Raw genomic sequence first — 25,236 nt, 5'->3', positions numbered from 1 at the left:
GGATCTCCCCTCCTCTGCCGGCATGAAGCCGGTGGTGCATTGAATGGATACGGCCGGAGCATCCGATTTTTCGGACGCTCCGGCCGTAATCCTTTAAGTTCAGCATTTTTTGGATCAGAATGGGATCATGGCTGAGGCAGCGGATGACCTGGATGTCGTGATAGATGCCGCGGCGCTATGGCTTGCGGCGGGCCGTCATGTCGCGCTTGCCACAGTGATCGAGACCTGGGGGTCGGCGCCTCGGCGGGCGGGATCCCATCTGGTGATCCGCGACGACGGAATTTTCGAAGGCTCCGTCAGCGGCGGTTGTGTCGAAGGCGACGTCATCGTTCAGGCTCTCGAATTGATTGCGGCAGGGGGCGGCTTTCGTCGCCTGGATTATGGCGTGGCTGACGCGCAGGCCTGGGAGGTGGGACTTGCTTGCGGCGGCCGAATCTCCATCCTGTTACAGACCGTCGATGGGGCACATTTTCCGCCTGCGCTGATCGAGCGTATCGTTGATGCACGGGCGCAGGGTTTGCCGCTGGGTCTGGCGACGGATCTGACAAGCGGTGCGACCCGCGAGAATGCGGCCCCTCTGAAGGAATGGTTCTTCAATCTCTATCCTCCGCGCCGTCGTCTCGCGATCGTGGGGGCGGTTCATATCGCCCAGCTGCTCGTCCCGATGGCGCGCCTTGCGGGCTATGAGACAACCGTTATCGATCCGCGCGGCATGTTCGCGGCGGCTGCCCGATTTGATCAACCTGTAGACGAGAATTGGCCCGACGAAGCGCTTGATCGTTGGCGCCCGGACGGCGGCTCCGCGGTAGTCAGTTTGACGCATGATCCAAAGCTTGATGATCCGGCGCTGGCGCGCGCTCTGAACTCGCCGGCCTTCTATATCGGCGCATTGGGATCACGAAAAACACATGCTGCCCGGCTCGAGCGGCTCGGCGCCGCCGGCTTCACGGATAAGGAGCTCGCCCGCATCCATGGGCCGGCAGGGCTCCCAATCGGTGCGGCGGGACCAGCCGAGATCGCCGTTTCCATCCTGGCCGAGATGACGACAGTCTTGCGGAGCTCGAAGTGAGGTTTGGACGGGTATCGCTGGAAGAGGCCGAGGGTGCGATCCTGGCCCATAGCCTCTCGATTCCGGGACGCCGCTTGCCAAAAGGGCGCGTGCTCGATTGCGATGATCTGGCGGCGGTCCGGCATGCGGGATTGGAAGCGCTCACCGTTGCTCGGCTCGATACGGACGATATTGGTGAAAATGATGTCGCGATGGCGATTGCGCAGAGGCTGGCCGGAGATCATGTCCGCGCCGAACCTCCCGTCCATGGGCGGGCTGATCTGATCGCCGAGACGAACGGCCTTCTCGTTTATGCACCCGACGGCATAGGCAAGCTCAATCGGGCAACGGAGGCGATCACATTCGCCGCCGTCGCGCCGATGACGCCGGTGCGCGCGGGCGACGTGGTAGGCACCGTCAAGATAATTCCCTATGCGGTGCCCCGAGCCGAACTTGTCTCAGCGGGGCAAGTCGCGGATGGTTGCAAGGTCCGTATAGCTGCATTCGGGCCCCTCTCGGTCAATCTCGTGCAAACCAGTCTAGGCAGCGTAAGCCTCAAGCTTCTCGCCAAGACCGAAACCGTTATAAGGCAGCGAGTCGAGAGGCTTGGCGGACATTTGAATCATGTGTGGATCTGCGATCATGATGAAGCGGCTCTAACCAATTTGCTCGCGGACTCTTCGGAGGCGGATCTTGTGCTGATCATGGCGGCATCGGCGACGGCCGACCGCGAAGATGTGGTCCCCGCGGCCATTCGACAAGCGGGCGGGCGCGTGGAGCGGGTGGGAATGCCGGTCGATCCCGGCAATCTCCTGTGCCTCGGTTGGTTGCGCAGGCGGGCTGTCATTGGGTTGCCGGGTTGTGCACGTAGCCCCCTGCGTAATGGAGTTGATCTGATATTGGAGCGGCTCTTCGCTGGGTTCGGCGTGGATAGCGATGTGATCGCCGGCATGGGAGTCGGCGGTCTGCTCGGGGATGGAGGCGGACGACTCGATGCGCGCGCCCTCTAGCTGTAGAAAAACAACACTTACTTGGTTGGGATTATTGGATGTTGACCTACGACTATGATCTGTTCGTCATTGGGGCGGGCTCGGGCGGAGTGCGCGCGGCGCGGGTTTCGGCAGCCTATGGCGCGCGGGTGGCGGTCGCCGAGGAGCATCGGGTGGGCGGCACCTGCGTGATCCGGGGCTGCGTGCCCAAGAAGCTGCTCGTCTATGGCTCGCATTTCGCCGAGGATCTGCAGGATGCACGGCGCTTTGGCTGGAAGGTGCCCGATTGCGAATTTGACTGGTCGGCGCTGCGCGACAATGTGCTCGCCGAGGTCTCGCGGCTCGAAGGTCTCTACACCGAGACGCTCGGCAACAATAAGGTCGAGATCATCCGCGAGCGGGCGACCGTCGCCGGGCCGCATGAGGTGCTGCTCGGCTCGGGCCAGACGATCACCGCCGGCAAAATCCTGATCGCAACCGGCGCTTGGCCGATCGTACCCCATTTTCCGGGGGCCGAGCATGGCATCACCTCGAATGAAGTGTTCCATCTCGATACCTTCCCCAAGCGCGTGGTGATCGCAGGGGCGGGCTATATCGCCAATGAATTTGCCGGCATCTTCCACCAGTTTGGTGCGCATGTGACGCTGGTCAACCGCACCGACGTGATCCTGCGCGGCTATGACGAGCAGATCCGCGACCGGCTGCTCCAGATCTCGATGACCAAGGGGATCGAGTTCAAATTCCACGTCGCCTTCGAGAAGGTCGACAAGCAACCGGACGGCTCGCTGCTGGTGCACATGACCGGCCATGAGCCGATCCCGGCCGACATGCTGCTATTCGCCACCGGCCGACGCCCGCATACCGAAAATCTCGGGCTGGAGACGGCCGACGTCGCACTCGACGCCAAGGGCGCGATCAAGGTGGACGACGACAACCGCTCGAGCTGCGCCAGCATCTATGCGGTGGGCGACGTCACCAACCGGGTGCAGCTGACGCCGGTCGCGATCCGCGAGGGCCAGGCCTTTGCCGACACTGTGTTCGGCAATAATCCCCGCCGGGTCGATTATGGCTGCATCCCGTCCGCCGTATTCAGCCATCCGCCGATGGCGGGCGTGGGCATGACCGAGGCCGAGGCGCGCAACAAGCTCGGTGAGGTCAAGGTCTACACCTCCGACTTCCGGGCGATGAAGAATGTGCTCGCCGACCGCCACGAGCGCGCGCTCTACAAGCTGGTCGTCCATCCTGAGACCGACGTGGTGGTCGGCATCCACATGATCGGCCCCGACGCGCCTGAAATCCTGCAGGCCGCCGCGATCGCGGTGAAGGCGAGGCTCACCAAGGCCCAGTTCGACGATACCGTAGCACTGCATCCCTCTATGGCCGAGGAACTGGTGCTGATGCGGTAGGGCTTGGGTTGCCAGCTACCGACGTATGCGCCTGGGCGCTGCGTCGGTCATGCGCTTGGCCTGCCGTTCGCCTGAACGCGACCGGCAGGCCGTTAGCTGGTCATTGCGACCGAATAACAGGGTCGGCAATTCAACTATTGACGATAGCGGCGCATTTCGAGGCGAGCGATCGCGCGGTTGTGAACCTCATCCGGCCCATCCACCAGGCGCATTGTGCGGAGATGTGCATAGGCGCGCGCAAGGCCGAAGTCGTCGGCGACGCCCGCGCCGCCATGCGCCTGGATCGCATCGTCGGCGATCTTCAACGCCATATGCGGCCCCGCCACCTTGATCATCGCGATTTCCGCTTGTGCTGCCTTGGCCCCAAGCTTGTCCATCACGTCGGCGGCCTTGAGGCATAGGAGGCGGGTCATTTCAAGTGACGTCCGTGCTTCGGCGATCCGCTGCTCCCAGATGGAATGCTCTGCTAGGCGTTTCCCAAAGGCAGTGCGCGAAAGGAGCCGCTCCACCATTTTCTTCAAGATTTCCTCGGCCAAGCCAATCGTGCGCATACAGTGATGGATTCGGCCTGGCCCCAATCGCCCCTGAGCAATTTCAAAGCCGCGCCCCTCGCCGAGCAGCATATTCTCGACCGGAACGCGAACATCCTTCAGCTCGACTTCGCCATGACCATGAGGCGCATCGTCATAGCCAAACACAGGAAGCATTCGCAGAACCTTAACCCCCGGCGTGTCGAGCGGCAGGAGGATCATGCTCTGCTGAGCATGGCGCGGGGCATCAGGATCGGTCTTTCCCATGAGAATGCCGACCGAGCATCGAGGATCGCCTATGCCCGAAGACCACCATTTGCGGCCGTTGATCACATAATGGTCGCCGTCACAAACGATGGAGGTTTCGATATTGGTGGCGTCAGAGGATGCGACTCGCGGCTCGGTCATCAGAAAGACCGAGCGAATCTTCCCCTCCATCAGCGGCCGGAGCCAGCGCTCCTTATGCTCGCGAGTTCCATAGCGGTGCAGGACCTCCATGTTGCCGGTATCGGGCGCGGAGCAGTTGAACACCTCGGACGCCCATTCGATGCGGCCCATCTCTTCCGCGCAGGAGGCATATTCCAGATTGGTAAGGCCCGGAGCGACGAACTCGAAGCTGCTGTCGACGGGATTGTGGCCGGCCAGCGGCGGCATGAAAAGATTCCATATGCCGTCCGCTTTCGCGCGCTCCTTCAATTCCTCGATTATCGGCAGAGTCTTCCACCGCTCTCCACTAGCCTGCTGCGCGGCATAGGTCTCATCATGGGGCCGAACCACATCGTTCATGAAATTACGGACCCGATCACGCCACATGGTTTCCGCGGGCGACATCGTGAAATTCATATTGCAGTCCTTATCTGGCCCATGGGCATGATGACCACATGGTAATTATCATTAACCCCTGCATGATCCAAGCGATTCGATAAAAGGAGGGCATGCGCCATCTGCGTAGGCTTTTTCACTTCGAGTCGGAGATTGCAGGCCGCGAACGCTGTAAAGGAAGCCATTGTAGAACATAGAGTATGAACCAGCGCCTTTCGCCCCGGCTGGACAAGAGGGCATTTCGTCCTCTCGCAAAGCAGGCTTGTAACCATGTGGTAAGTATGCTCTGATCTTTCAGGCTGGTGCCAGGCACATGGGGCCACTGGCGATGTGGTCAAGGCTGAAGCGAAGTCAATTCGCGCAGTTGAGCATTTTCGGAGGATGAAGAATGGCTAACAGACTCGCAGGCAAGGTTGCGCTCATCACGGGTGGAGCGAGCGGGCTCGGCGCCGCTCAGGCGAAGCGTTTCGCGGAAGAAGGCGCCAAGGTCGTAATCGGCGACCTCAATGAAGAGATGGCCAAGGGCGTCGTAGCCGAAATCAGGGCTGCTGGTGGCGATGCGCTCTTCATTCGGTTGGATGTTACCGATGCGGCGAGCTGGAATAATGCGATTGCCGCTGCCGTCGAGGCTTTTGGCGGGCTTACGACTCTATCCAACACTGCCGGTATCATTCATCCTGGCGGCTTCGAGGAGGAGAGCATTGAAGGCTGGAACAAGATGGTGGCGGTCAATCAGACTGCTATCTTCCTCGGAATCAAGGCGGCAATCCCCGAGCTGGTGAAGTCGGGCAATGGCTCGATCATCAACATCAGTTCGTTGATCGGCATGTTTCCCACCGCCGGCAATGCCAGCTACTGTGCCACCAAAGCGGCCGTGCGCATCATGAGCAAGGCGGCGGCGCTGGAGTTTGTGGACCGCGGCGTTCGGGTGAATACGATCGTGCCCGGCGGAATGAACACGCCGATCACGGCGAATGTCCCCCCTGACGTGCTGAAGCAGCAGACAAGCCAGATCCCCATGGGAAAGCTCGGTGACCCGATCGACATTGCCAACGGCGCGCTTTTTCTGGCCTCTGACGAGGCGAAATATATTACTGGCGTGGATCTGCCGATTGACGGAGGCTGGTCCGTGGGTGTTTGAACTCATTGATATTATTTGTGAAAACACAGCATTAGAAAGTGAAAGCGCGCGGCTGCGTGCCGCGCGCAAAGGGGCAGCATTAGCGGGCCAGGGGACTTGGACATTTAGTCTCACTTTTCGGTCCGGTTCCTCAGAATCCAGCTTGACTACCAACTGGTAATTGTGCTTGGATCAAGGTCCGGTGATCGGCCCAGTTGTTGTGCATCGGAAAAAAGAACCCTCAGCGACGCGGGTCTGAATTGCGCGCTCAAGCTATTTAGGAGGCACAGGATGAGCAACAGAATGGCAGGATGAGCAACAGAATGGCAGGAAAAGTCGCGCTCGTAACGGGCGCGGCGAGCGGCCTGGGTGCAGCGCAGGCTCGGCTTTTTGCCAAGGAGGGCGCCAAGGTCGTCGTCGCCGATCTGAATGTCGAAATGGGCAACAAGGTCGTGGCCGAGATTCAGGAAAGCGGGGGCGAGGCCCTATTCGTGCGGCTGGATATCACCGATGCTGCGAGCTGGGCGGGGGCTGTCGAGGCGGCGGTTGGGGCCTTTGGGAAGCTCACGACGCTTTACAACACCGCGGGCATCATCCACGGCGCGATGATCCAGGACGAGACGCTCGAAGGCTGGAGCAAGATGATCGCGGTCAACCAGACTGCGCTTTTCCTGGGCCTGAAGATGGTTGCGCCGGAAATTGCGAAGTCGGGAAATGGTGCGATCCTAAACATCAGTTCGCTCGTCAGCGTCATCTGTGAGCCTGGCTTGATCAGCTATGCGGCGACCAAGTCTGCGGTACGCGCGATGACCAAGGTGGCTGCGCTGGAATATGTCGGGCAAGGGGTGCGGGTGAACACCATCGTTCCTGGTGGCATGAAGACGCCGATGCAGGCGAACGTCACGCCCGAGCAGGTTGAATGGTACAAAGCGCAGATCCCGATGGGCGATCTTGGCGAGCCGAACGATATCGCTTATGGGGCGCTATATCTTCTGTCAGACGAAGCTAAATATGTTACTGGAACGGAACTGTTCATCGATGGCGGCTGGTCTTCTGCGGCCTAAATCCTTGATGCCCTCGATCCTGCTAAGATTACGGGATTATATTCAACTAGGAGATACAAAATGAGTGATCTAGACAGACTTGCAAGCCGGGCCGCGATTCAGGACCTCTACTCTGACAAGCTCATTGCCGTAGACAAGCGCCAAGAGGGCCGTCTCGCTTCTATTTGGTGGGATGATGCAGAGTGGACCATTGAGGGAATCGGCACCTACAAGGGCCCGGAAGGCGCCCTCGATTTGGCCAATAACGTACTCTGGCCAATGTTTCACGAATGTATTCATTATGGAACCAATCTGCGCTTGGAATTTGTGAGCGCGGACAAGGTAAATGGTATTGGCGACGTCCTTCTCCTTGGAAATCTCGTCGAAGGTAATCAGTCGATTCTTATCGCTGCGGTCTTCACGGATGAGTATGAGCGCCGTGACGGGGTGTGGAAGTTCTCTAAGCGCAACGCATGCACGAACTATTTCACCCCGCTGGCCGGCATTCATTTCGCACCGCCCGGCATTCATTTCGCACCGTCCGGCGCATAATCTTATATATACAAGTGATTAGTTGGGCATTCACATGACGCTTGTCGTGTGGATGCCCAATTTTATATGGATGGAGAACTCAAACACAACGCGACTCGCGATTGGAGATGAGTCACGCCGGGGCACCTGGCGCCGAATGGTGGCCCCCCATTCAGCATTGCCGATCGGGCTTGCAATTTCGCCCGCCTGGTCCGTTAGAAGCATGAGCGCCGCCCATCGAAAGATGTTTCGGGATGGCCCCATTTGCCTTCTCGTGCTTGCCGATGCGGAGATCAGGCGCGGTTGACATGTGACCATTTGGTAATCTATCCTTTCCTTGTATCGAGGTGCGACGTGATCTCGCTTCGGTAAAAGAAGGGCGGAGCATTGACTTCGACGCAGGAGAGACGGTCGGCGGCTTTGGGTCGTTCGACCGGTGGAGGGCATTCTTGAAGCAATCGGCAGAGCGATCGCGGTTATCTCGCCGCGCTTTCATCCAGGCCGGCGGCGCGGGGCTGGCGGTTTCCACCCTGGGTGCTGCGGCATCTGCTCCGGCTGTTGCCGCGGTGGGCCGGCAGTGGACCCAAATCGCGGATATAGTCGTGGTCGGCAGCGGCGCGGCCGCCTCGGTTGCCGCACTTGCGGCTGCCAAGGACGGCGCGAAGGTCCTCATGCTGGAAAAAGCGCCGGTATATGGCGGTACGTCCGCGAAATCCGGTGGGGCTTTCTGGGTGCCCAATAATTTCAGGCTGAAGGAGCGGGGGATCGAGGATCCAAAGGCTTCGCTCCTGGCTTATTGCGCTGCCTATTCATATCCGCATCTTTTCGACAGCAATTCACCGACGCTCGGCCTGGGTGAGGATGTCTACAAACTGCTTGAGGCGTTTTACGACAACGCGTCGCCGATGACGGACATGTTGCGGGAAATCAAGGCAGCCGAGATAGGCCGCTTTCATGTCCTTCCCGACGGCCAGGGAACCGATCTGCCTGACTATGGCGTGCTCGACGGCAACAATAAGGTGCCTCGCGGACGGTGCCTCGGACCCATCAAGCCTGATGGGTCGCCAGGATTCGGCGCGGAGTTGATGCGCCAGATCAAGGCGCGCATCGACGCTTATGGCATTCCCCTGCTCACCAGCCACCAGGTTGTCCGCCTGGTTACCGACGGGGATGGCGCGGTGCTCGGCGTCGAGGCGCTGAACGACGGGAAGGAGGTTTCCTTTGGCGCGCGCAAAGGCGTGATCTTCGCAACGGGCGGGTTCACCTATAATCGCGAAATGCTCAATCTCCATCAGACAGGGCCGGTCTATGGCGGTTGCGGGGTGCCGACCAATACTGGCGACTTTGTATCGATTGCCGGGGCTGTTGGAGCGAAGCTTGGCAATATGGGAAGCGCCTGGCGCGCCGAGATCGTGCTGGAAGAGGCGCTGGAATATGTAAGCGTGCCAAGCGACGTATGGATTCCGCCGGGCGACAGCATGTTCATTGTCAATCGCTATGGGAATCGTGTCTTCAACGAGAAGCGCAATTACCATGACCGTGCGCGCGTACATCAACATTATGATCCCAACGGCTCTGTTGCAAAGATTGGCGGCAGTCAGAGGTAGGCTGTCGCTCTGCGCCGATCAGGCGGCTGCTGCGAAATGGTGGTTGAGCATGCCCATGGCCTCCGTCAGCGCCGAGGGCCCAATGCCAAAAGCTCTCTCCACAAGGCGCACCTCGCCCCTGATGCCGGGCTGCAGGCACCAGGGGCGAGCCTGTCCTTTGCGCAGGGCTCGCATGACTTCGAATCCCTTGATCGTGGCATAGGCCGTGGGGATCGATTTGAAACCGCGCACCGGCTTGATCAGTATCTTGAGCTTTCCGTGATCGGCCTCGATCACGTTATTGAGATACTTCACCTGCCGGTGGGCCGTCTCCCGGTCCAGCTTTCCTTCGCGCTTCAATTCGGTGATCGCTGCACCATAGCTCGGCGCTTTGTCGGTATTGAGCGTGGCAGGCTTTTCCCAGTGCTTCAGGCCTCGCAGGGCCTTGCCCAGGAACCGCTTCGCTGCCTTGGCGCTGCGGGTCGGCGACAGGTAGAAATCGATCGTGTCGCCCCGCTTGTCGACTGCCCGGTACAGGTAGGTCCACTTGCCCCGCACCTTGACGTAGGTTTCATCCAGGCGCCAGCTCGGATCAAAGCCACGCCGCCAGAACCAGCGCAGCCGCTTCTCCATCTCCGGGGCGTAGCACTGGACCCAGCGATAGATCGTCGTATGGTCGACCGAAATGCCGCGTTCCGCCAGCATTTCCTCAAGGTCGCGATAGCTGATCGGATAGCGACAATACCAGCGCACCGCCCACAGGATCACATCACCCTGGAAATGGCGCCACTTGAAATCCGTCATCGTTCCGTCCGTCCAATCTCCGCCAAGCATGCTCAAGCTTCACGATTTTTGCAACAGAGCCCTCAGGAGCGCGATGCCCTGGCCGCGTAGCGTCTCGACCGTGGTGAGCAATTCGGCGAGCGAGCGCCCAAGCCGATCGAGGCGGACCACCGCCAGCGTGTCGCCCTTGCGGGCATAGGCGATCAGTTCGGCCAGACCGGGCCGCTCCATGCTCTTGCCCGACATGACGTCGGTGAACACCTTGATCGCGCCGGCCTCCTCCAGACGCATGGTCTGTCCAGCCACGTCCTGATCGCCGGTGCTGACGCGGGCATAACCCAGAATATCGCCCATCCCGTGCGTCTCCCAAACGGTCGTTCTGTGGACGCTCTGAAGCGCGACCGCTTCACCCCACCCATATCCGTCCACATACTATGTCTCTTTACTCATGCCTGTCCATAGTCGCAATTGACCTTTTGTGGACAGGAATCGGCATGACAAAGCGCAAGCATCAACTCTTGACCGAAAGCGAGCGCGGCCAGATCCTCGCGATCCCGACCGATCGTGACCATCTGGCCCGGCTCTATACCTTCGAGCCTGCGGACATTGAGATCATCGGCGCGCGGCGGGAGCGACGGAACCGGTTGGGCGTCGCGCTGCAGCTCGCCCTTTTGCGGCATCCGGGCATCGCCCTCGCGCAATTGATACGCGACAGGGGAGCGATACCCCATGATCTCGCCGCTTTCGTCGCGGAGCAGCTTGGCCTGCGCGTAACTGATCTGGCCGACTATGCCGCACGGGATCAAACGATGACGGACCATGCCCGCGAGCTGGCGGCGCGCCTAGGCCTTCGGGGGCCGACCCGCGCCGATATCCCCTTTATGATAGAAGCGGCCGCGAAAACGGCATGGGCAACCGACAAGGGGATGACGATCGCAAGCGGCGTCGTCACCGCCCTTCGCGAGGCCCGGATTCTGCTACCGTCCATCTCCACCATCGAGCGCGCCAGCAGCGCGGGGCGTGCGCGTGCCCGCAAGCAGGCTGCCTACGCCCTGATTGCCGATCTCAGCACTGAACAGGTCCAAGCCCTTGACCAGCTCTTTGACGACGCCGGCGGCATGAGCCAGCTCGCATTCCTCAAGACCATCCCTGTCGCTGCCAAGCCCGATCATATCCGCCAGATTCTCGACCGCTTGCGGCAAGTGCGAAAGATCGGCATCTCCCGGGAGGTGGCTGGTCGCATCCATGCGGACCGACTTCGGCAATATGTCACGGAAGGCCGCGCTTCGCCTGCCTATATGACCGAGCGATATATTCCCTCCCGGCGGCGCGCCACGCTGGTTGCCTTCCTGCTCGATCTTGAAGAACGGCTGACCGACAGCGCCCTAGAGATGGCGGACAAGCTGATCGGCAGCATCTTCACCCGCGCGAAGAACGCCCAAACGCGCAACTATGCCACCACGTCGAAGAACGTGGCGCGACTGATGCTGATCTTTCGCAGGACGATCGACACGCTCACCGATGCGGTCGATACCGGCGAAGACCCTATAGAGGCCCTGGACGCCTCGGTCGGGTGGAACACCCTCCTGAGGGCCAGGCCGGAAGTGGCGACGATCGCGGAAACCGCCAGCCTCGACCCACTGACGGTCGCGGCCGATCGCTATGCGACGTTGCGCAAGTTCGCCCCCGACCTGCTTGAAGCGCTCCAGTTCAGGGCCGGAAAGGGCAGCGCGAAAACGATCGCCGCCATTGAAATACTGCGCACCCTCAACAAGTCGGGCAAGCGCGATCTGCCCTCCGACGCTCCGATGCCTTTCCGCAAGGAATGGCGGAAAATCGTTGTGGGCGATGACGGCAAGATCAACCGGCGGCTCTGGGAAATCGCGACGATCGCGCATCTTCGCAACAAGCTGCGTTCCGGGGATGTCTGGGTGGAGCGATCGGCGGGATACCGCCGGTTCGACAGCTACCTGCTGAGCGTACCGAAGGCGAAGCCGATCGTGTCGGCTCTTGGCCTGCCACCCACAGCCGGCGAATGGCTCGAACAGCGGGGCCGCGAACTGGACTGGCGGCTGAAGAAATTTGCCCAGCGCCTGAAGCGCGACGCTCTGGAGGGTGTGCGATACCGCGACGCCCGCCTCCAGATATCGCCGGTACGCGCGATCGCGACGCCCGACGCCGAAGCGCTGGCCGACCGGCTCGATGCCATGATGCCACGTATCCGCATCACCGAGCTGCTGCATGAGGTGGCGCGGGAAACCGGCTTTCTTGCGGCGTTCACCAACCTGCGCACCGGCGAGCCGTGTCCCAATGAAAACGCGCTGCTCGCCACGATCCTCGCCGATGCGACCAATCTCGGCCTGTCGCGCATGGCGGCGGCGAGCCAGGGCGTCACGCGCGATCAGCTCCTGTGGACCCATGACGCCTATATCCGCGACGACAGCTACCGCGCGGCGCTCGCCGTCCTCATCAATGCGCACCACCGCCTGCCATTCTCGCGGGTCTGGGGCGATGGCACCACGTCCAGTTCCGATGGCCAGTTCTTCAGGGGCGCGAAGCGCGGCGCATCGGGGGGCGACATCAACGCCCGCTATGGCGTCGATCATGGCTTCAGCTTCTACACCCATAATTCCGATCAGCGCGCGCCTTACCACGTCAACGTGATCTCAGCGGCGACGCATGAGGCGCCCTATGTCCTCGACGGCCTCACCAGCCACGGCACCGATCTGAAAATCGCCGAGCATTACACCGACACGGGCGGGGCGACCGATCATGTCTTTGCCCTGTGCGCCATGCTTGGATTTCGCTTCTGCCCGCGCCTGCGCGACTTTCCCGACCGACGGCTCGCGACGATCGCGCCGGTTGCAGCTTATCCGTCCCTCACCCCGCTATTGGGAAAGCGCATCCGGTCCGACATCATCGCTGAGCAATGGGACGACGTGCTGCGCCTCGTAGGGTCGATCAAGGCCGGACACGTGGCGCCGTCGGTCATGCTGCGAAAGCTCGCCGCCTATGAGCGGCAGAACCAGCTCGACGTCGCGCTACAGGAAATCGGCAAAATCGAGCGGACGCTGTTCATGCTGGATTGGCTGGAAAATCCCGATCTACGCCGGCGATGCCATGCCGGCCTCAACAACAGCGAGCAGCGCCATGCCCTGACGCAGGCGATCTACACATTCCGCCAGGGTCGGATCATCGACCGCAGTCATGAGGCACAGAAATATCGCGCATCCGGCCTCAACCTGGTCATCGCCGCGATCGTCTATTGGAACACGATCTACATGGATGCCGCTGCCCAACATCTCCGGTCAACATCGGTCGCGGTGCCTGATGATCTGCTTGCCCATACCTCCCCTGTTGGCTGGGAGCATATTGCTTTCTCCGGCGATTTCCTCTGGGATAGAGCCGCTGCTTCCAATGGCCGCAAGGCCCTCAATCTGCCGCCGGATAGCCGCGTCGCCTAAGCGTTCCCTGACTGTTCGTCCTTAGCGTTGCGTGTGGATGGCTCCCGCGTTGCGGTGCGATTTTCTGACGTTCTGACATGCCATATCGAGTGCAGTCGCGTGTCCGGCCTTTATGTGCAGCCTTTATACGGCTGCTGGCCTTGAAGGATTCCGCCAGCCCTGGCCTCCTCATCGTTTACGCGGACTCGAAGTCCTGTACGCTAAGCAGGTTTGCCGAAGCTCGGTGGATCGAATGGCTTGCCTTCAGTCGGTCTTCACACCTCAACCTTGTTTTGCCATCGCCTGCCAATCAGGCTGCGATCGCCAATTCCTTTCTTTCATACTCGACGCCGCGCGTCATCACCACCCATGCAATACGCGCCATCTTGTTGGCCAGAGCAACGGCCACGACCTTGGGCGGACGGCGATCAAGCAAGGCTTTGGCCCATTCAAAGCCTTTGACGCTGCCCGCCCGGACATGCCGCAGCACTGAAGTCGCACCGACGACCAGCAATTGTCGCAGGTAGCGATTGCCGCCCTTGGTAATCTTGCCCAGGCGGGTCTTGCCACCTGACGAGTTTTGCCGGGGCACGAGTCCAAGCCAGGCGGCGAAATGGCGGGCCGACCTGAAGCTCTGCGCGTTGGTCACCATCGACGCGAGCGCCGAGGCGGTGATCACACCAACGCCGGGGATGGTTTCAAGGATGTTGCTGACGTCGTTGCGATAATGCCAGCGGGTCAACTGCTTATCGATCCCGGTGAGCTTGTCCTGCAGTTCTTGAATGTGGCGCGCTAAGACGCCGAGTGTCTCGCGCGCCAGTTCCGGAAGATCGAGTTCGTCCCCTTTCGCAAGCCGATCGACCATGCGCACCACCTGCGCCACGCCGGTACCCGTCACAAGACCGAATTCGGCCAGATGGCTGCGCACGGCATTGAACATCATCGTCCGCTGCTTGATCAGCAGTGCCCGCGTTTTGTGCAGCACGCCGCCAGCCTGCTGGTCAACTGACTTGATTTCGACGAACCGCATTGTCGGCCGCGTCACCGCCTCGCAAATCGCTTCGGCATCGGCGGCATCGTTCTTCTGCCGCTTGACGTAAGGTTTCACGTAGATCGGCGGGATGAGTTTTACGTCGTGGCCCAGGTTCTGGAGCTGCCGACCCCAGTGATGCGCCGTTCCGCAGGCTTCGATCCCGATCAGAACCGGAGGCAATGCCGCGAAAAACTTCAACATCTGTCCGCGCTTCAATTGCCGGGTCACAACCACCTGACCCGCAGCGTCTACACCATGGACCTGGAACACCGACTTCGCGATATCCAGCCCAATCGTGACAATCTCACTCATCGTCCGTCTCCTCGCTCTTCAGCCGAGGCAGTCTGCCTCAGCCGGTGAGCGGGAGCCATCCACTCCATCGTCTGGCGTACTTTCCACGCTACGCCCTCAATCGAGCGTGAACAAAGTGCGCTCGATACGGCCCAGTTCAGCCAATGCAAAATCCAGCCTGTTCTGGCGTTTGTAGGCGGCAAGTTTTCGCAAGATTACTGACGGCGCCACCGTGCCATCCTTGATTGAGGCGACAATCCTGACGATGTCATCCCAATCGGCCTCGATCGCTGCCGTTTTGATGGTGCGGCCCATCAGATTTTCGATGCCCTTGTATGTCGATGGCGCAGCGATCGAACCCAGCTTGCGGTCGCCAATATCGCGCAGCCGGGGCGCGAAGCGGAACCCGAGTAGGTGGCAGAGTGCGAAAACATGATCGGTGGCGCCGCCGGTATCGGTATAGTGCTCATGCAACGGAAGGTTGCCGGCGCCCAGGACAAGCCCGTCGAGCACGTAAGGCGCTTCACCTGCCGTCGCGGACATGATCCGTGATCCGAATGATGCGAAGTGATCGGAAAGGTGAGAATAGATTTTCACGCCAGGTTCGGCGCCATATTTGGCATTGACGTCCGCCGCCCCTGAACGGCTCCGCCCCGACCGGAAGAACTGGCCATCGGACGACGAACTGGTGCCAGCGCCCCAATGCCGCGCGAAGGGTAATTCGTGATGGGCTGAGATGATCATGGCCAGCGCGGCCTGATAGTTCTCGGGTGAAAGATACCAGTTGTGGGTCCATGCGAGTTGGGCATAGCTGACGCCTTCGCTGGCATTGGCCATCCGCTCCAGCCCGAGGTTGGTGCCATCAGCCAGAATTGCGGCGAGTACCGTGCTGGGGTTGTCGTGCTCCTTGCCTGAGCGCAGGTCACGGAATGCGTTCAAAAAACCAGTGCGTTCGGCGACTTCAAGCAGCAGCTCGGTGATGCGCACGCGGGGAAGCAGGGTATCGAGCTTGCGATCGAGGGCTTCAGCTTCCGGTGGGGTGACAGGCGGCATTTGCTGAAGCTTGAGCCGGTCTCGTTCGAGCGACACTCCCTCAAGCTTGTTTGTTTTCAACTGCTTGGCAAATCGGCGCAGCCGCCAGTCAAGATTTCGTGCCCGGTCAGCGAGGTAGGATGCAGCATTTGAATCGAACGGAAGCACATCCGCCACTTTGGCGGCGTCGCGCCGACCCAGCAAATAGGCATCGAAGCGCTGATAGTTGCGGGTTCCCTCGATCCATACATCACCGGCGCGCAAACGATCACGCAAGGTTGCCATGATCGCAATTTCATAACGTCGGCGGTCGATACGGCCGCTTTCGGTGATGAGACGCTTCCACTGCCGATTGGGGAATGGCAGTGGAACGCCATCGGGAAGGTCGCGCGACTTTCGTGTGTTCGCATCGCGAATGACATCGATGGCTTTGATCAGTGCCGTCCCTGTTCCAGACGCCTTGAAGGTGAAGGCGTCCAGAAATGCCGGGCTGAAACGCCGTAGCGTGGCGTAACGCTCGGTTGCCGTTACCAGTGCGTCCTCGCCGGCAAGATCAGCAAGGGCATCTACTTGGGCCTTTGCCGCAACAAGCCGGTGCCAGCCCACCGCTTCGTCAATCAATTCGAGCGGATCGCCGCCATTCTGGACAGCCTCATCAAGTGCTGTAATCGTGGCGCCAAACAGCCGCATGAGTTGCCCCACCGACTGAATACTATCTTGGTAGCGACGCTCGCGCCCACGCCGCGCGCGCGTGAACATGCCGCCGATAAGTCGGTCAAACATTTGGATCGCGGCATCGGCAAGTCTGGCCTCAAGGTCGATCACTGCGGCCGTCAACGTCGCCCGCCTGCGATTGACGCTGTAATCCGAAAGCAGGAATGCCGGTGCCACGCCGCCCTCGCGGACAAATTGGGCAAAGCGGAATTCCGGAATGGCGCCCCCAACTACCGGGTGGATACCTATGCCGCGAACATAGCGCAGGCGCTCAAGCAAGCCATTGATATTGGCCGCAGTCGGGGCTTCTTCGAAATTACGCAACCACGCCAGCGGTGTCATGCCGAAATCCGGGTTGTTGATTACGAGTTCGTCTAGCCGTGTCAGTTCAGCAGAGCTGAGGCCTTCGACGATTGCGGCTGCGGCAGCTTTGCGTGCGCGTGCCCGGCCAGCAAGACCGGCGCGTTCCAGTGTGTCGCCTGACGGAAGAATGAACCGCTCACCCTTCAGGCCAACCATGAGGGCGCGAACAATCGGTTCACCTCTGTCTGTATACTCGGCGGCTTGCGCGGCAAGATTCAGGGCAAGTGCCAGGTCGCCGCGTCGAAACGGGCGTATGCCAAGATAACGCGCCACGAGATCGGCATGATCGGTACGGGTTTGCGCGCGCTGACCATATGCAGAGAAGGAGGAAGGATCGACGAATAACTGTGCCGCGAGGTACTGAAGAATGACGTCGGGAAGCCCGATCTCGGGTTGCAGACCAAAGCCGGGATGTCGCATCAAAGCGATTTGTGCAGCCAGACCGAGGCGATTTGCTGGACCATAGCGGCGCCCAACCAATTCAACATCTTCCGCAGAAAGGGTATAATGCCCAATGATCGCGGTTTCTTGGACAGGAGGATCGAACAGGCGCCGGCGCTCGTCTCCGGTCAGAAGTCGGCGTCGTGCCATTTTGCTCTCCCGCTGAGGCGAATAACAAAATTGACACCAAAGCGGCTTGCACTGGAGGGAGGCCATTCGTTGCCGGTTGATCCCCGAGCAATCACCCGGCGCAGCAAGACAGTTTGGCGACATCCTTATCAAACGTTTGGGCCGCCAGTTTGAGGCCTTCCACAGTGGTCAGGTAAGGAAATATCGTTGCACCCAATTCCAGGGTGGTCATGCCGTGTTTGATCGCCAGCACCAGTGTCTGGATCGAATCCGCGCCTTCGGGTGCCATGATCTGGCCGCCCAGCAAACGGTCGTTCGCCTTGTCGGCAATCAGTTTGATGAGACCCCGCGTATCGCGTGCTGCCAGTGCCCTTGGCACAGCATCGAGCGGGAGCAGCGAAACCTTGATGTCCAGGCCTTGCGCCCGTGCTGTCGTTTCAGTGAGGCCGGCGCTGGCGACTTGCGGGTCGGTGAAGACGACGGATGGCATGGAGGAATTGTCGTAGCGGTATTGGTTGCCCGTCACCGCGTTGCGCGCGGCCAGTTTTGCGCCATAGGCGGCCATGTAGACGAACTGGTCCCGTCCCGTTACATCGCCCGCCGCGTAAATGCCTGGAACCGACGTTTCGAGGTGGTCATCGACGACGATTCCACCATTACGGGCAAGCACTATGCCGCGCTCCTCCAGCCCAAGCCCGTCGCTATTGGGTCGGCGTCCGGTGGCGATGAGCACCTGTTCCGCCGCGACGGTGTCACAATGCCCCTCGCAGGTCAATTCGACCCCGCTCTGTGTTTGGGCGATACGCTGATAGCCGACACCTGCGCAAACCCGCACGCCCTCGGCTTCCAAATAGTTTTTCAGCGCGGCACTCACTTCCGGGTCCATTTCGGGGAGCAGGCGGCTTCGGCAGCAGATGGTGACATCAACGCCCAGACGCGAAAACATCTGTCCCAGTTCTACCCCGATCACCCCGCCACCGATCACCAGCAGCGATTTGGGCAAGCGATCCAGCGCCAGCGCCGATGTGCTGGTTAGGTAGGGCACGCTGTCCATCCCCGGAATCGGCGGCACGGCGGCGTGCGCACCCATCGCCAATATGACCTTGCCGACCTTCATGGGCGCATCGCCGACAATCAGCGCACCATCGGCAAAGCGTGCCTTGCCCTCGATATAGCTCACACCGTCATAGGCGGGCAGCAGATCGACATATTTTTTTTGGCGCAGCGTCGTGACAAGATCGTCCTTCGACGCCGCCAATACGGACCAGTCATCCATCTGGACAGCGCCCCCAAGGCCGGGAAAGCGCGCGGCGGCAAGCCCACCATGCACCGCTTCGGCGGCGCGGATCAGCGTCTTGGAAGGAACGCAGCCAACATTGACACAGGTGCCGCCAATCGTGCCGTGACCGACGAGCGCCACTTTCGCGCCCAGATCGGCAGCGGCGATCGCGGCGGAGAACCCGGCAGAACCCGCGCCGATGACGGCCACGTCAAATCCTTCCTGCCCGGGGCGGTTGCAACAGTCGTTCATTGCTTATCACTTTCTTGAGGCGCTGGCGGCGCCCCGCTCAGTTTTGAATAGCGCGCGCCGGATAACCCGCGTTGGTTGATGCAGCGGCAATCGCAGCAGCATTGGTGCGGCGCGGGTTATAGGTTGCGCGCGCGGTCTTGGCTGCGAAATCGACCGTGACCGCCGTTACCCCGGCGACGCCTTCCATCGCCTTCTTCACGGTGATCGGGCAGGTGGCGCAGGTCATGTTCTCTATGGCAAAGGTGGTTTGCTTCTGAGCGGTTGCGGTAGCCGCGGGGCGATCTTGCGCCGTGCCACTAACTGCATAGGCGACCCCGCCGCCAGCCATAGCCAGCACGGCCATAGCGATACATACTGTCTTTTTCATGGGTATTTCCTTTCAATAGAACCAGGGTGCCCACCAGTCGATGGTGAGCGCCAGGATGGCGACGGCAAGGCCCAGCCACAGCACCGCCTTGGTGGTCCAAGCCGATTGTGGACGAGCGCAGTAGGAACCGTCTTCACAGGGCGGTTTCGGCTTGAAATAGACATGCCAGAAGCCGTAGCCGAGCAGCGCGAGCGTTACGCCTGCGACATAGGGCTTGTAAGGTTCGAGCGCCGTCAGGTTGGCGATCCACGCGCCGGAAATTCCGAGCATAACCAACAGTAGCGGGACGACGCAGCAAGCCGAGGCGAGCCCCGCGCCGATCAATGCGCCCGCCGCAACCCAGTTTGCCTGCTTCGGCTCGTGGTTTTCGGTGAGGGCTGGCTGTCCCGCTTCCGGCGTTGAGACCATGGCTTGAATCCCTTGTTCCAACTGAGTGATTCGCAGTGTAGGCTCTGTAGCCACTACAGACTCAAGAGGTATTTTCATGGAGCAACAGGTCGGCATCTTGCGTGCCCAGCTTGCCCGGAAAACAGGCTGCAATCTCGAAACCATCCGCTATTACGAGAAGGTGGGATTGCTGCCGGGGCCGCCTCGCAGTTCCAACGGCTACCGCGTCTATTCGCCGGAACTGGTGCAAAGGTTGCAGTTCATCCTGCGCGCGCGCGACCTTGGCTATGCAATGGATGAGATACGGTCATTGTTGTCGCTCACCGATACCGGTGCACAAACCTGCGCGGAGGTTATGGCGAGAACCGAACTCCACCTTGAAGATGTCCGCCGCCGCATTGCAGATTTGCAGAAGATAGAGGTGACGCTGGCGACCACGTTAGCCAGATGCACTGGAGATGACGTTGCCGAATGTCCCATCCTGGAAGCACTCCAGTTTTTACCCCATCAAGGCAATTGACGCCATCTTTGAGGGATTTGATTTTGTGATGTCAGCTTGGAGTATAGCCTAACCGGACGTCAGGATGCAGCGGCGGTTTCTGTCAGGATAGGGTTATGGCAAGCATTTATTGACGCATGTTCCGCCGTGTCATAGAATTCAACCTGACATTTTGACCGGAGGCGGCGATGAAAGGCCAGAGGATCGGTTACGTCCGGGTGAGCACATTCGATCAGAATGTCGATCGCCAGTTGGACGGGCAGTCGCTCGACCGGATTTTCACCGACAAGGCATCGGGCAAGGACATCAACCGCCCCGAACTCGATGCCATGCTCGCCTTCGCCCGCGAGGGTGACACCGTCGTGGTCCACAGCATGGATCGATTGGCGCGTAATCTCGACGATCTGCGCAAACTGGTTCAGTCCCTCACCAAAAGAGGCGTCCGGATCGAGTTCGTGAAGGAAAGCCTGGCCTTCTCGGGCGAGGATTCCCCGATGGCCAACCTGATGCTCTCGGTCATGGGTGCGTTCGCCGAATTCGAGCGCGCCCTGATCCGGGAGCGGCAGCGCGAAGGCATTGCGGTCGCCAGACAACGCGGTGCTTATCGCGGGCGGAAACGTTCCCTCTCCGACGAAATGGTCGCCGAGCTGCACCGCCGTGTTGATGACGGCGAGCGCAAGGCCGTCATCGCCCGTGACCTGGGGATCAGTCGCGAAACCCTCTACCAGTATCTCCGCGCTGCCACCTGAGCCGGTTTCACCCAGCCTCGCTCACCCTTAGGCTTGTCTGATTGATACGACCAATGTCACGTCTCTTGAATTGCTTGAATCATATCAATGAGGATTGGAGGTCTCCTTCGTCAAACGAATGGCAAGAGCGCGACCGATTGCCGCTGCGGCGACTGGCTGGACGGCGCTTGGCGGAAATGGTGCAACCGAACTAGCATTGATCTCGCAAAGCGCATAGGAGCCATCGCTGATGGCTTCACCAGGGCGAAATAGGAAGTCGGCGTCCCAAAGAAGCGGAAGATCGTGGTCGACGATCGACAGCAACCTTTGCATCTCTGGAATCCAGCGATCCTCCATCGCTTTCCGTAAGGCTGCGAAGCGCGTCACCTCCGGTCCGAACATGGCGCGGCCCATCGGCTGTGGGGTTGACGACGTTGTATCAATGGCCGTTGGCGTCATCAGCGCAGTGATCAGGTTGTGCCCAAAGCCAACCACTCGGTGCCCGCACACGTAGCAGCGGACCATGCCCTCGGACGACTGCGGCTGATAAGCCTGATCGATCAGCACGCCGCCGTCGTTTAGAAACGGCACCCACCTTTCCAAGCACTCGGCTAGGCTGATGCGCTCCGATTTGCTTCCTTGGCGGGCCTCTTGAACTTTCACCGACGTTTTCAAAGCCGGAGCGTTTCCCGCTTCGTCTAGTTGGACACGCCATACATTCCTGCCGCCGTTGCCGTAGTTCGGCTTCAGCACGCGCGGGCCTGCGGCAAGATGTTCGGGGAAACGAGCGCGAAGGCCTTCAGCGTCCACGTATCGATCGACATCGCTGCCCCATTCCATGGATCGCGTTGTGTAGAGCACTTCCTTGACGCCGATTTTGGCGATCACGTCAGGATGCGCGCTGACGACAACGCCGCACCCCGCGACTTCGCGCAGCATTGGATCGAGCTGCGAGCGGTCGCCTGAAATGTCCAACGGATTCACCCAGACCAGCACTGCGTCGCACGACAGCAGCTCGTCCCGAATCTCGCGAACCGCCTCGTCCCTGTACAGTACAGGCCTTGCGGTCGCCCCGAGCGCCCGCAAGGCCTGCATTATCGGCCACTGCCGGGCTTCATGAAAGCGATGCGTCCACTCGGCTGCTTGCCCACGCCAAAGAAGAGCGATGTTCGGGCCGGATGTCATTGTTGCATCTCCCCATCGGACCTGTCCCCTTTGTGGTCGCGAACTCAGGTGTCGCGCAGCAGTGGGTGTTAAGCCACGGCGGTCGGGTTCAGCCGCCGCCGCGCAAAGCCGCGGCATAGCGCCGGTCGACCACTTCCCAGTCGATGTTGCGGAAGAAGGCGTCGACATATTTGGCGGCGGCGGTGCCGTAATCCATGTGGAAACTGTGCTCGTACATATCGAGCGCGAGCAGCGGCACGCCGGCAATCGCACCGTGCATATGATCCCACGCCCAATGGTTGTGCAGCGAGCGCGTGTGGAGATTGTAGACGAGCACGCACCAGCCCGATCCGCCGGCAAGGCTCATCCCGGTACGGCGGAAGTCGGCTTCCCAGCGGTCGAACGAGCCGAACGCCGCGCCCAGCGCGTCGCGGATGGAACCGGCTGCCTGGCCGTTGCCGCCGAGCCCGTCGAAATAGACCTCATGGAGCACGACCGAGCCGGTGCGGTGCAGCTCCTCGCGCTTCAATCCGCCATAGACCACCGGCGGCAGGTCCGTGTCAGCGAGCGCGGCGGCAAGTCGTGTCTCGATCATATTCAGGGCCTTGACCGAGCCCGCATAATTGTTCTCGTGGTGCGATGTGATCAGCCTTTCGGAGAGGCCGTGAAGCCTGGCGGGATTGAACCTGAGCGGCTTGACCTGATGATTTCCGGCAAAGGCGGGGACAGCCGCCGGCGCTGCGGCCGGCGTCTGCGCAGAGGCTTCGTTGATAGTCATGGCGGCGGCTCCGATGCCAAGAGTTGCGATTGCACTGCGTCGGGAAAGATGGTCGATCGTCACGCGTCACTCCTTCAGATGATCATTACATATGCGGCCCCGAGGACCGAGCAGACGCCGAGCACCGGCAGCATGCCGGCCTTGAACCGGAACATGGCGAGTATCGCACCCACCGCGAGCGCCAGCGCCGGCCAGTTGACGGACGTTAGGACTGGGAGATCGATGGTGCCGGCTGCGAACGGCACTTCGCGGACTTGCTCGAACAGAGTGTGGATACCAAACCAGACCGCCAGATTGAGGATCACGCCGACCACTGCGGCGGTGATCGCCGAAAGCGCGGCCGACAATGCGCGGTTGCCGCGCAGCCGCTCGATGAATGGCGCGCCGGCGAAGATCCACAGGAAGCATGGCAGGAAGGTAACCCAGGTGGTGAGGATTGCGCCGAAGGTCGCGGCGACGAGCGGCGGCAGCCCGGTCGCTTCGCGGAAGGCCGCGAGGAAGCCGACGAACTGCGTCACCATGATCAGCGGCCCGGGCGTGGTCTCGGCCATGCCGAGCCCGTCGAGCATCTCGCCGGGCTGGAGCCAGCCATAGGTCTCGACTGCCTCCTGCGCGACATAGGCGAGCACCGCATAGGCGCCGCCGAAGGTCACCACCGCCATCTGGCTGAAGAAGGTGGCGATGCGGCTGAACACGTCGTCGGGGCCGAACGCGAACAGCAGCGCTGCGACCGGCCCGAGCCAGAGCAGCAGCAGGACGCCGGAGATGCGCAGCGACCAAGAGAGGTTCGGCCGGGCATGGTCGGGAAGGCCCTCGCCAAGAGCGGTGTCGCGGTCGTGGATTATCTCAGCGCCGGCGGGACCATGTCCGCCGCCGCCCTTGAATGCGGCGTAACCAGCGCGGCCACCGAAGAAGCCGATCAGCGCGGCGGCAAGCACGATCAGCGGGAAGGGCACGTCGAGCACGAAGATCGCGACGAACGCCAGCGCGGCAAAACCGCGCATGACGTTGTTCTTCAAGGCACGCGAACCCACCCGGACCACCGCCTGTAGCACCACCGCCAGCACGGCGGCCTTCAATCCGAAGAACAATCCCTCGACCAGCGCCACTTCGCCGAGCAGCACATAGACATAGCTGAGCCCTAAAATCGCGAGGAAGCCGGGCAGCACGAATAGCGCGCCCGCGACCAGGCCGCCCTTGGTCTTATGGAGCAACCAGCCAATATAGACAGCTAGCTGTTGCGCTTCAGGGCCGGGCAGCAGCATGCAATAGTTGAGCGCGTGGAGGAACCGCTCCTCGCCGATCCAGCGCTTCTCCTCGACCAGGATGCGATGCATCACCGCTATCTGGCCCGCCGGTCCGCCGAAGCTGAGCAGCGCGACCCTGATCCAGACGCGCACCGCCTCGCCAAAGCTGATGCCGTGCTCGTGCAGCGTCTCGACTGCGATTTCAGCGCGTGCGCTGGCCTCCATCTTTAGTCCTCTTTTCGCCGGGTGAAGTGAGCATAGAATCCGTCGAGCGCGGTCGATCCGCGCGCGATCCGCTCCTCGTCGTCGTCGGTGCCGGCACAGATGCCGGCGATAAGCGCGCTCACTCCCGGAGTTTCCGGGCGCTCGAACCGAGCATCGGCAATATCAAGGTCGTGAACAATTTCGCCGAGCGCCCGCAGCGCGGGGTCGGTCTCGAGACCGGTGAGGAACACCAAGGTCTCGAAGGAGCAGCGGTCGCCTTCGTGGGTGAACTCAGCGTCCGCCATGTCGAACCTCAGTTCGTCAGGCTCCGGCACATATCCTTTGCCCTCGACGAACTTGAAGCTCGCCTCGGGGTCGATGAAGCGGCGAATGAGCCAGGCGGACGCGATGCGATCGACATGGACATGGCGGCGCGTCACCCAAACGCGGCGCTTTAGCTCCGCCGGGGTCAGCTCGGGCGCACCGGGGCCGCTCACATCGGGATGTTGGTGAGAGCGGCGGTCCGCCTCGGTGATGGCGGCCTGTGCCGCCTGCCGACCATGCGCACCGAAAAAGTCGATCGCGGCGACCTCGTTCAGGCGTTTGCGCAGGCGGCCCACATCCGCCGCCGCGACATACTCGCCCTCACACAGCGCGCGCGCCTCGCGTGCCAACTCCTCATAGTCGGCGTCACGCGCAGCGTCGAACACTCCGCGCAGCTCCGCATCGCCCATGCCGCCGACAAGGCGCGCTTCGAGGATCAGCGCCTCGCCGCCATTTTCGGTGATCTCGCGATGCAGTTCTTCGAACAGCGCGCGCGTGTCCTCGCGATTGGGGAGCGCATGGACGGCGTTCTTGAGCGGCGCGGCCCCGATCGCCTGCAAACGCCGCCAGACCTTCACCCGCAAATAGGCAGGCTTAGCCGGAAGCTGCGGGATCAGGAGCAACCAAGGGGAAGCTTGTGTGTTTGTCATAGTTGTATCGTCACTAGCCTACAAGTGTAAGGGTTGCATCACAAGCCTCATGA

General features: G+C 61.0%; 20 protein-coding genes and 2 pseudogenes. 10 read left to right on the top strand and 12 right to left on the bottom strand.

Features of this window, described 5'->3' with window-relative positions:
* Positions 1-127 precede the first annotated feature (127 nt).
* The 3 genes from K663_RS22160 to gorA are packed head-to-tail and all read left to right on the top strand — an operon-like array spanning position 128 to position 3,443.
* On the top strand, positions 128-1,069 hold the full coding sequence (locus K663_RS22160; protein ID WP_007682022.1) for an XdhC family protein: 942 nt from the start codon (positions 128-130) through the stop codon (positions 1,067-1,069).
* The gene (locus K663_RS22155; RefSeq protein WP_007682023.1) at positions 1,066-2,058 is read left to right on the top strand and encodes a molybdopterin-binding protein; all 993 of its coding nucleotides are present in this window, start codon (positions 1,066-1,068) and stop codon (positions 2,056-2,058) included. The genes K663_RS22160 and K663_RS22155 overlap by 4 nt, the downstream gene beginning before the upstream one ends.
* Positions 2,059-2,096: 38 nt before the next feature.
* Positions 2,097-3,443 (top strand): glutathione-disulfide reductase, encoded by a 1,347-nt coding sequence (gorA, locus tag K663_RS22150; RefSeq protein ID WP_007682024.1) that lies wholly within the window; start codon positions 2,097-2,099, stop codon positions 3,441-3,443.
* Positions 3,444-3,577: 134 nt separating this feature from the next.
* On the opposite strand, the gene K663_RS22145 is transcribed toward gorA, so the two are convergent.
* Positions 3,578-4,816 (bottom strand): acyl-CoA dehydrogenase family protein, encoded by a 1,239-nt coding sequence (locus K663_RS22145; RefSeq protein WP_007682027.1) that lies wholly within the window; start codon positions 4,814-4,816, stop codon positions 3,578-3,580.
* 367 nt (positions 4,817-5,183) lie between these two features.
* Here K663_RS22145 and linX point away from each other — a divergent pair, with 367 nt between their 5' ends.
* The 4 genes from linX to K663_RS22125 all read left to right on the top strand — a co-directional run bounded on the left by linX (position 5,184) and on the right by K663_RS22125 (position 9,096).
* Positions 5,184-5,936 (top strand): 2,5-dichloro-2,5-cyclohexadiene-1,4-diol dehydrogenase LinX, encoded by a 753-nt coding sequence (gene linX / locus K663_RS22140; protein ID WP_007682029.1) that lies wholly within the window; start codon positions 5,184-5,186, stop codon positions 5,934-5,936.
* A 302-nt stretch (positions 5,937-6,238) separates the two neighbouring features.
* Positions 6,239-6,979 (top strand): SDR family NAD(P)-dependent oxidoreductase, encoded by a 741-nt coding sequence (locus K663_RS22135; RefSeq protein ID WP_235589627.1) that lies wholly within the window; start codon positions 6,239-6,241, stop codon positions 6,977-6,979.
* A 60-nt stretch (positions 6,980-7,039) separates the two neighbouring features.
* Positions 7,040-7,510 carry a hexachlorocyclohexane dehydrochlorinase gene (linA, locus tag K663_RS22130; RefSeq protein WP_013040172.1) on the top strand — a complete coding sequence of 157 codons (471 nt, stop codon included), beginning with the start codon at positions 7,040-7,042 and terminating at the stop codon, positions 7,508-7,510.
* A gap of 428 nt (positions 7,511-7,938) precedes the next feature.
* Complete coding sequence (locus tag K663_RS22125) at positions 7,939-9,096, top strand: FAD-dependent oxidoreductase (protein ID WP_021246209.1); 1,158 nt, start codon at positions 7,939-7,941, stop codon at positions 9,094-9,096.
* 18 nt (positions 9,097-9,114) lie between these two features.
* On the opposite strand, the gene K663_RS22120 is transcribed toward K663_RS22125, so the two are convergent.
* Together K663_RS22120 and K663_RS22115 are read right to left on the bottom strand one after the other, a co-directional pair.
* Positions 9,115-9,879, bottom strand: a complete 765-nt coding sequence (locus K663_RS22120) for an IS6-like element IS6100 family transposase (protein ID WP_001389365.1) — start codon at positions 9,877-9,879, stop codon at positions 9,115-9,117.
* Positions 9,880-9,942: 63 nt separating this feature from the next.
* Positions 9,943-10,212, bottom strand: a pseudogene (locus tag K663_RS22115) (recombinase family protein); the annotation flags it as partial.
* Positions 10,213-10,352: 140 nt separating this feature from the next.
* Between K663_RS22115 and K663_RS22110 the strand changes: the two are divergent.
* A complete protein-coding gene (locus tag K663_RS22110; protein WP_004213245.1) occupies positions 10,353-13,322 on the top strand; it encodes a Tn3 family transposase in 2,970 nt (989 codons plus the stop codon).
* Positions 13,323-13,611: 289 nt separating this feature from the next.
* On the opposite strand, the gene K663_RS22105 is transcribed toward K663_RS22110, so the two are convergent.
* The 5 genes and pseudogenes from K663_RS22105 to K663_RS22085 all read right to left on the bottom strand — a co-directional run bounded on the left by K663_RS22105 (position 13,612) and on the right by K663_RS22085 (position 19,610).
* Complete coding sequence (locus K663_RS22105) at positions 13,612-14,646, bottom strand: IS110 family transposase (RefSeq protein ID WP_010338606.1); 1,035 nt, start codon at positions 14,644-14,646, stop codon at positions 13,612-13,614.
* Positions 14,647-14,745: 99 nt separating this feature from the next.
* Positions 14,746-17,325: pseudogene (locus tag K663_RS22100) on the bottom strand (Tn3 family transposase); the annotation flags it as partial.
* Between the two features lie 91 nt (positions 17,326-17,416).
* Complete coding sequence (gene merA, locus K663_RS22095; protein WP_004213247.1) at positions 17,417-18,835, bottom strand: mercury(II) reductase; 1,419 nt, start codon at positions 18,833-18,835, stop codon at positions 17,417-17,419.
* 37 nt (positions 18,836-18,872) lie between these two features.
* Entirely contained in the window at positions 18,873-19,202 is a 330-nt protein-coding gene (locus tag K663_RS23645; protein ID WP_004213249.1) for a heavy-metal-associated domain-containing protein, read from the bottom strand.
* A 12-nt stretch (positions 19,203-19,214) separates the two neighbouring features.
* Entirely contained in the window at positions 19,215-19,610 is a 396-nt protein-coding gene (locus K663_RS22085) for a mercuric transporter MerT family protein (RefSeq protein WP_014072602.1), read from the bottom strand.
* A gap of 76 nt (positions 19,611-19,686) precedes the next feature.
* On the opposite strand from K663_RS22085, the gene K663_RS22080 reads away from it, so the two are divergent.
* Together K663_RS22080 and K663_RS22075 are read left to right on the top strand one after the other, a co-directional pair.
* Entirely contained in the window at positions 19,687-20,109 is a 423-nt protein-coding gene (locus tag K663_RS22080) for a MerR family transcriptional regulator (protein ID WP_014072603.1), read from the top strand.
* Positions 20,110-20,276: 167 nt separating this feature from the next.
* Positions 20,277-20,837: a recombinase family protein gene (locus K663_RS22075; RefSeq protein ID WP_017184234.1), complete on the top strand. Its 561-nt coding sequence runs from the start codon at positions 20,277-20,279 to the stop codon at positions 20,835-20,837.
* A gap of 84 nt (positions 20,838-20,921) precedes the next feature.
* Here K663_RS22075 and K663_RS22070 read toward each other — a convergent pair whose 3' ends face one another.
* The 4 genes from K663_RS22070 to K663_RS22055 form a co-directional block, all read right to left on the bottom strand.
* Entirely contained in the window at positions 20,922-22,001 is a 1,080-nt protein-coding gene (locus tag K663_RS22070; RefSeq protein ID WP_157838154.1) for a Cj0069 family protein, read from the bottom strand.
* Between the two features lie 88 nt (positions 22,002-22,089).
* Complete coding sequence (locus K663_RS22065) at positions 22,090-22,758, bottom strand: superoxide dismutase (RefSeq protein WP_017184236.1); 669 nt, start codon at positions 22,756-22,758, stop codon at positions 22,090-22,092.
* Positions 22,759-22,832: 74 nt separating this feature from the next.
* Positions 22,833-24,230, bottom strand: coding sequence for a chromate efflux transporter (gene chrA / locus K663_RS22060; protein ID WP_008603799.1), 1,398 nt, complete (start codon positions 24,228-24,230; stop codon positions 22,833-22,835).
* A gap of 2 nt (positions 24,231-24,232) precedes the next feature.
* Complete coding sequence (locus tag K663_RS22055) at positions 24,233-25,183, bottom strand: chromate resistance protein ChrB domain-containing protein (RefSeq protein ID WP_025160483.1); 951 nt, start codon at positions 25,181-25,183, stop codon at positions 24,233-24,235.
* Positions 25,184-25,236: the final 53 nt, after the last annotated feature.

The organism is Sphingobium sp. MI1205 (assembly GCF_001563285.1).
GTDB lineage: Bacteria > Pseudomonadota > Alphaproteobacteria > Sphingomonadales > Sphingomonadaceae > Sphingobium.
Note: the sequence above shows the minus strand (reverse complement) of the source record. Positions and strands in the feature narration are given on the sequence as shown.

Coding starts and splice junctions, on each gene's coding strand:
- gorA (WP_007682024.1), top strand. CDS start 2,097: ATGTTGACCTACGACTATGATCTGTTCGTCATTGGGGCGGGCTCGGGC.
- K663_RS22120 (WP_001389365.1), bottom strand. CDS start 9,879: ATGACGGATTTCAAGTGGCGCCATTTCCAGGGTGATGTGATCCTGTGG.
- K663_RS22055 (WP_025160483.1), bottom strand. CDS start 25,183: ATGACAAACACACAAGCTTCCCCTTGGTTGCTCCTGATCCCGCAGCTT.
- K663_RS22065 (WP_017184236.1), bottom strand. CDS start 22,758: ATGACTATCAACGAAGCCTCTGCGCAGACGCCGGCCGCAGCGCCGGCG.
- K663_RS22135 (WP_235589627.1), top strand. CDS start 6,239: ATGGCAGGAAAAGTCGCGCTCGTAACGGGCGCGGCGAGCGGCCTGGGT.
- K663_RS22105 (WP_010338606.1), bottom strand. CDS start 14,646: ATGAGTGAGATTGTCACGATTGGGCTGGATATCGCGAAGTCGGTGTTC.
- merA (WP_004213247.1), bottom strand. CDS start 18,835: ATGAACGACTGTTGCAACCGCCCCGGGCAGGAAGGATTTGACGTGGCC.
- linA (WP_013040172.1), top strand. CDS start 7,040: ATGAGTGATCTAGACAGACTTGCAAGCCGGGCCGCGATTCAGGACCTC.
- K663_RS22080 (WP_014072603.1), top strand. CDS start 19,687: ATGGAGCAACAGGTCGGCATCTTGCGTGCCCAGCTTGCCCGGAAAACA.
- K663_RS22085 (WP_014072602.1), bottom strand. CDS start 19,610: ATGGTCTCAACGCCGGAAGCGGGACAGCCAGCCCTCACCGAAAACCAC.
- K663_RS22160 (WP_007682022.1), top strand. CDS start 128: ATGGCTGAGGCAGCGGATGACCTGGATGTCGTGATAGATGCCGCGGCG.
- K663_RS22075 (WP_017184234.1), top strand. CDS start 20,277: ATGAAAGGCCAGAGGATCGGTTACGTCCGGGTGAGCACATTCGATCAG.
- K663_RS23645 (WP_004213249.1), bottom strand. CDS start 19,202: ATGAAAAAGACAGTATGTATCGCTATGGCCGTGCTGGCTATGGCTGGC.
- K663_RS22110 (WP_004213245.1), top strand. CDS start 10,353: ATGACAAAGCGCAAGCATCAACTCTTGACCGAAAGCGAGCGCGGCCAG.
- K663_RS22145 (WP_007682027.1), bottom strand. CDS start 4,816: ATGAATTTCACGATGTCGCCCGCGGAAACCATGTGGCGTGATCGGGTC.
- linX (WP_007682029.1), top strand. CDS start 5,184: ATGGCTAACAGACTCGCAGGCAAGGTTGCGCTCATCACGGGTGGAGCG.
- K663_RS22070 (WP_157838154.1), bottom strand. CDS start 22,001: ATGACATCCGGCCCGAACATCGCTCTTCTTTGGCGTGGGCAAGCAGCC.
- chrA (WP_008603799.1), bottom strand. CDS start 24,230: ATGGAGGCCAGCGCACGCGCTGAAATCGCAGTCGAGACGCTGCACGAG.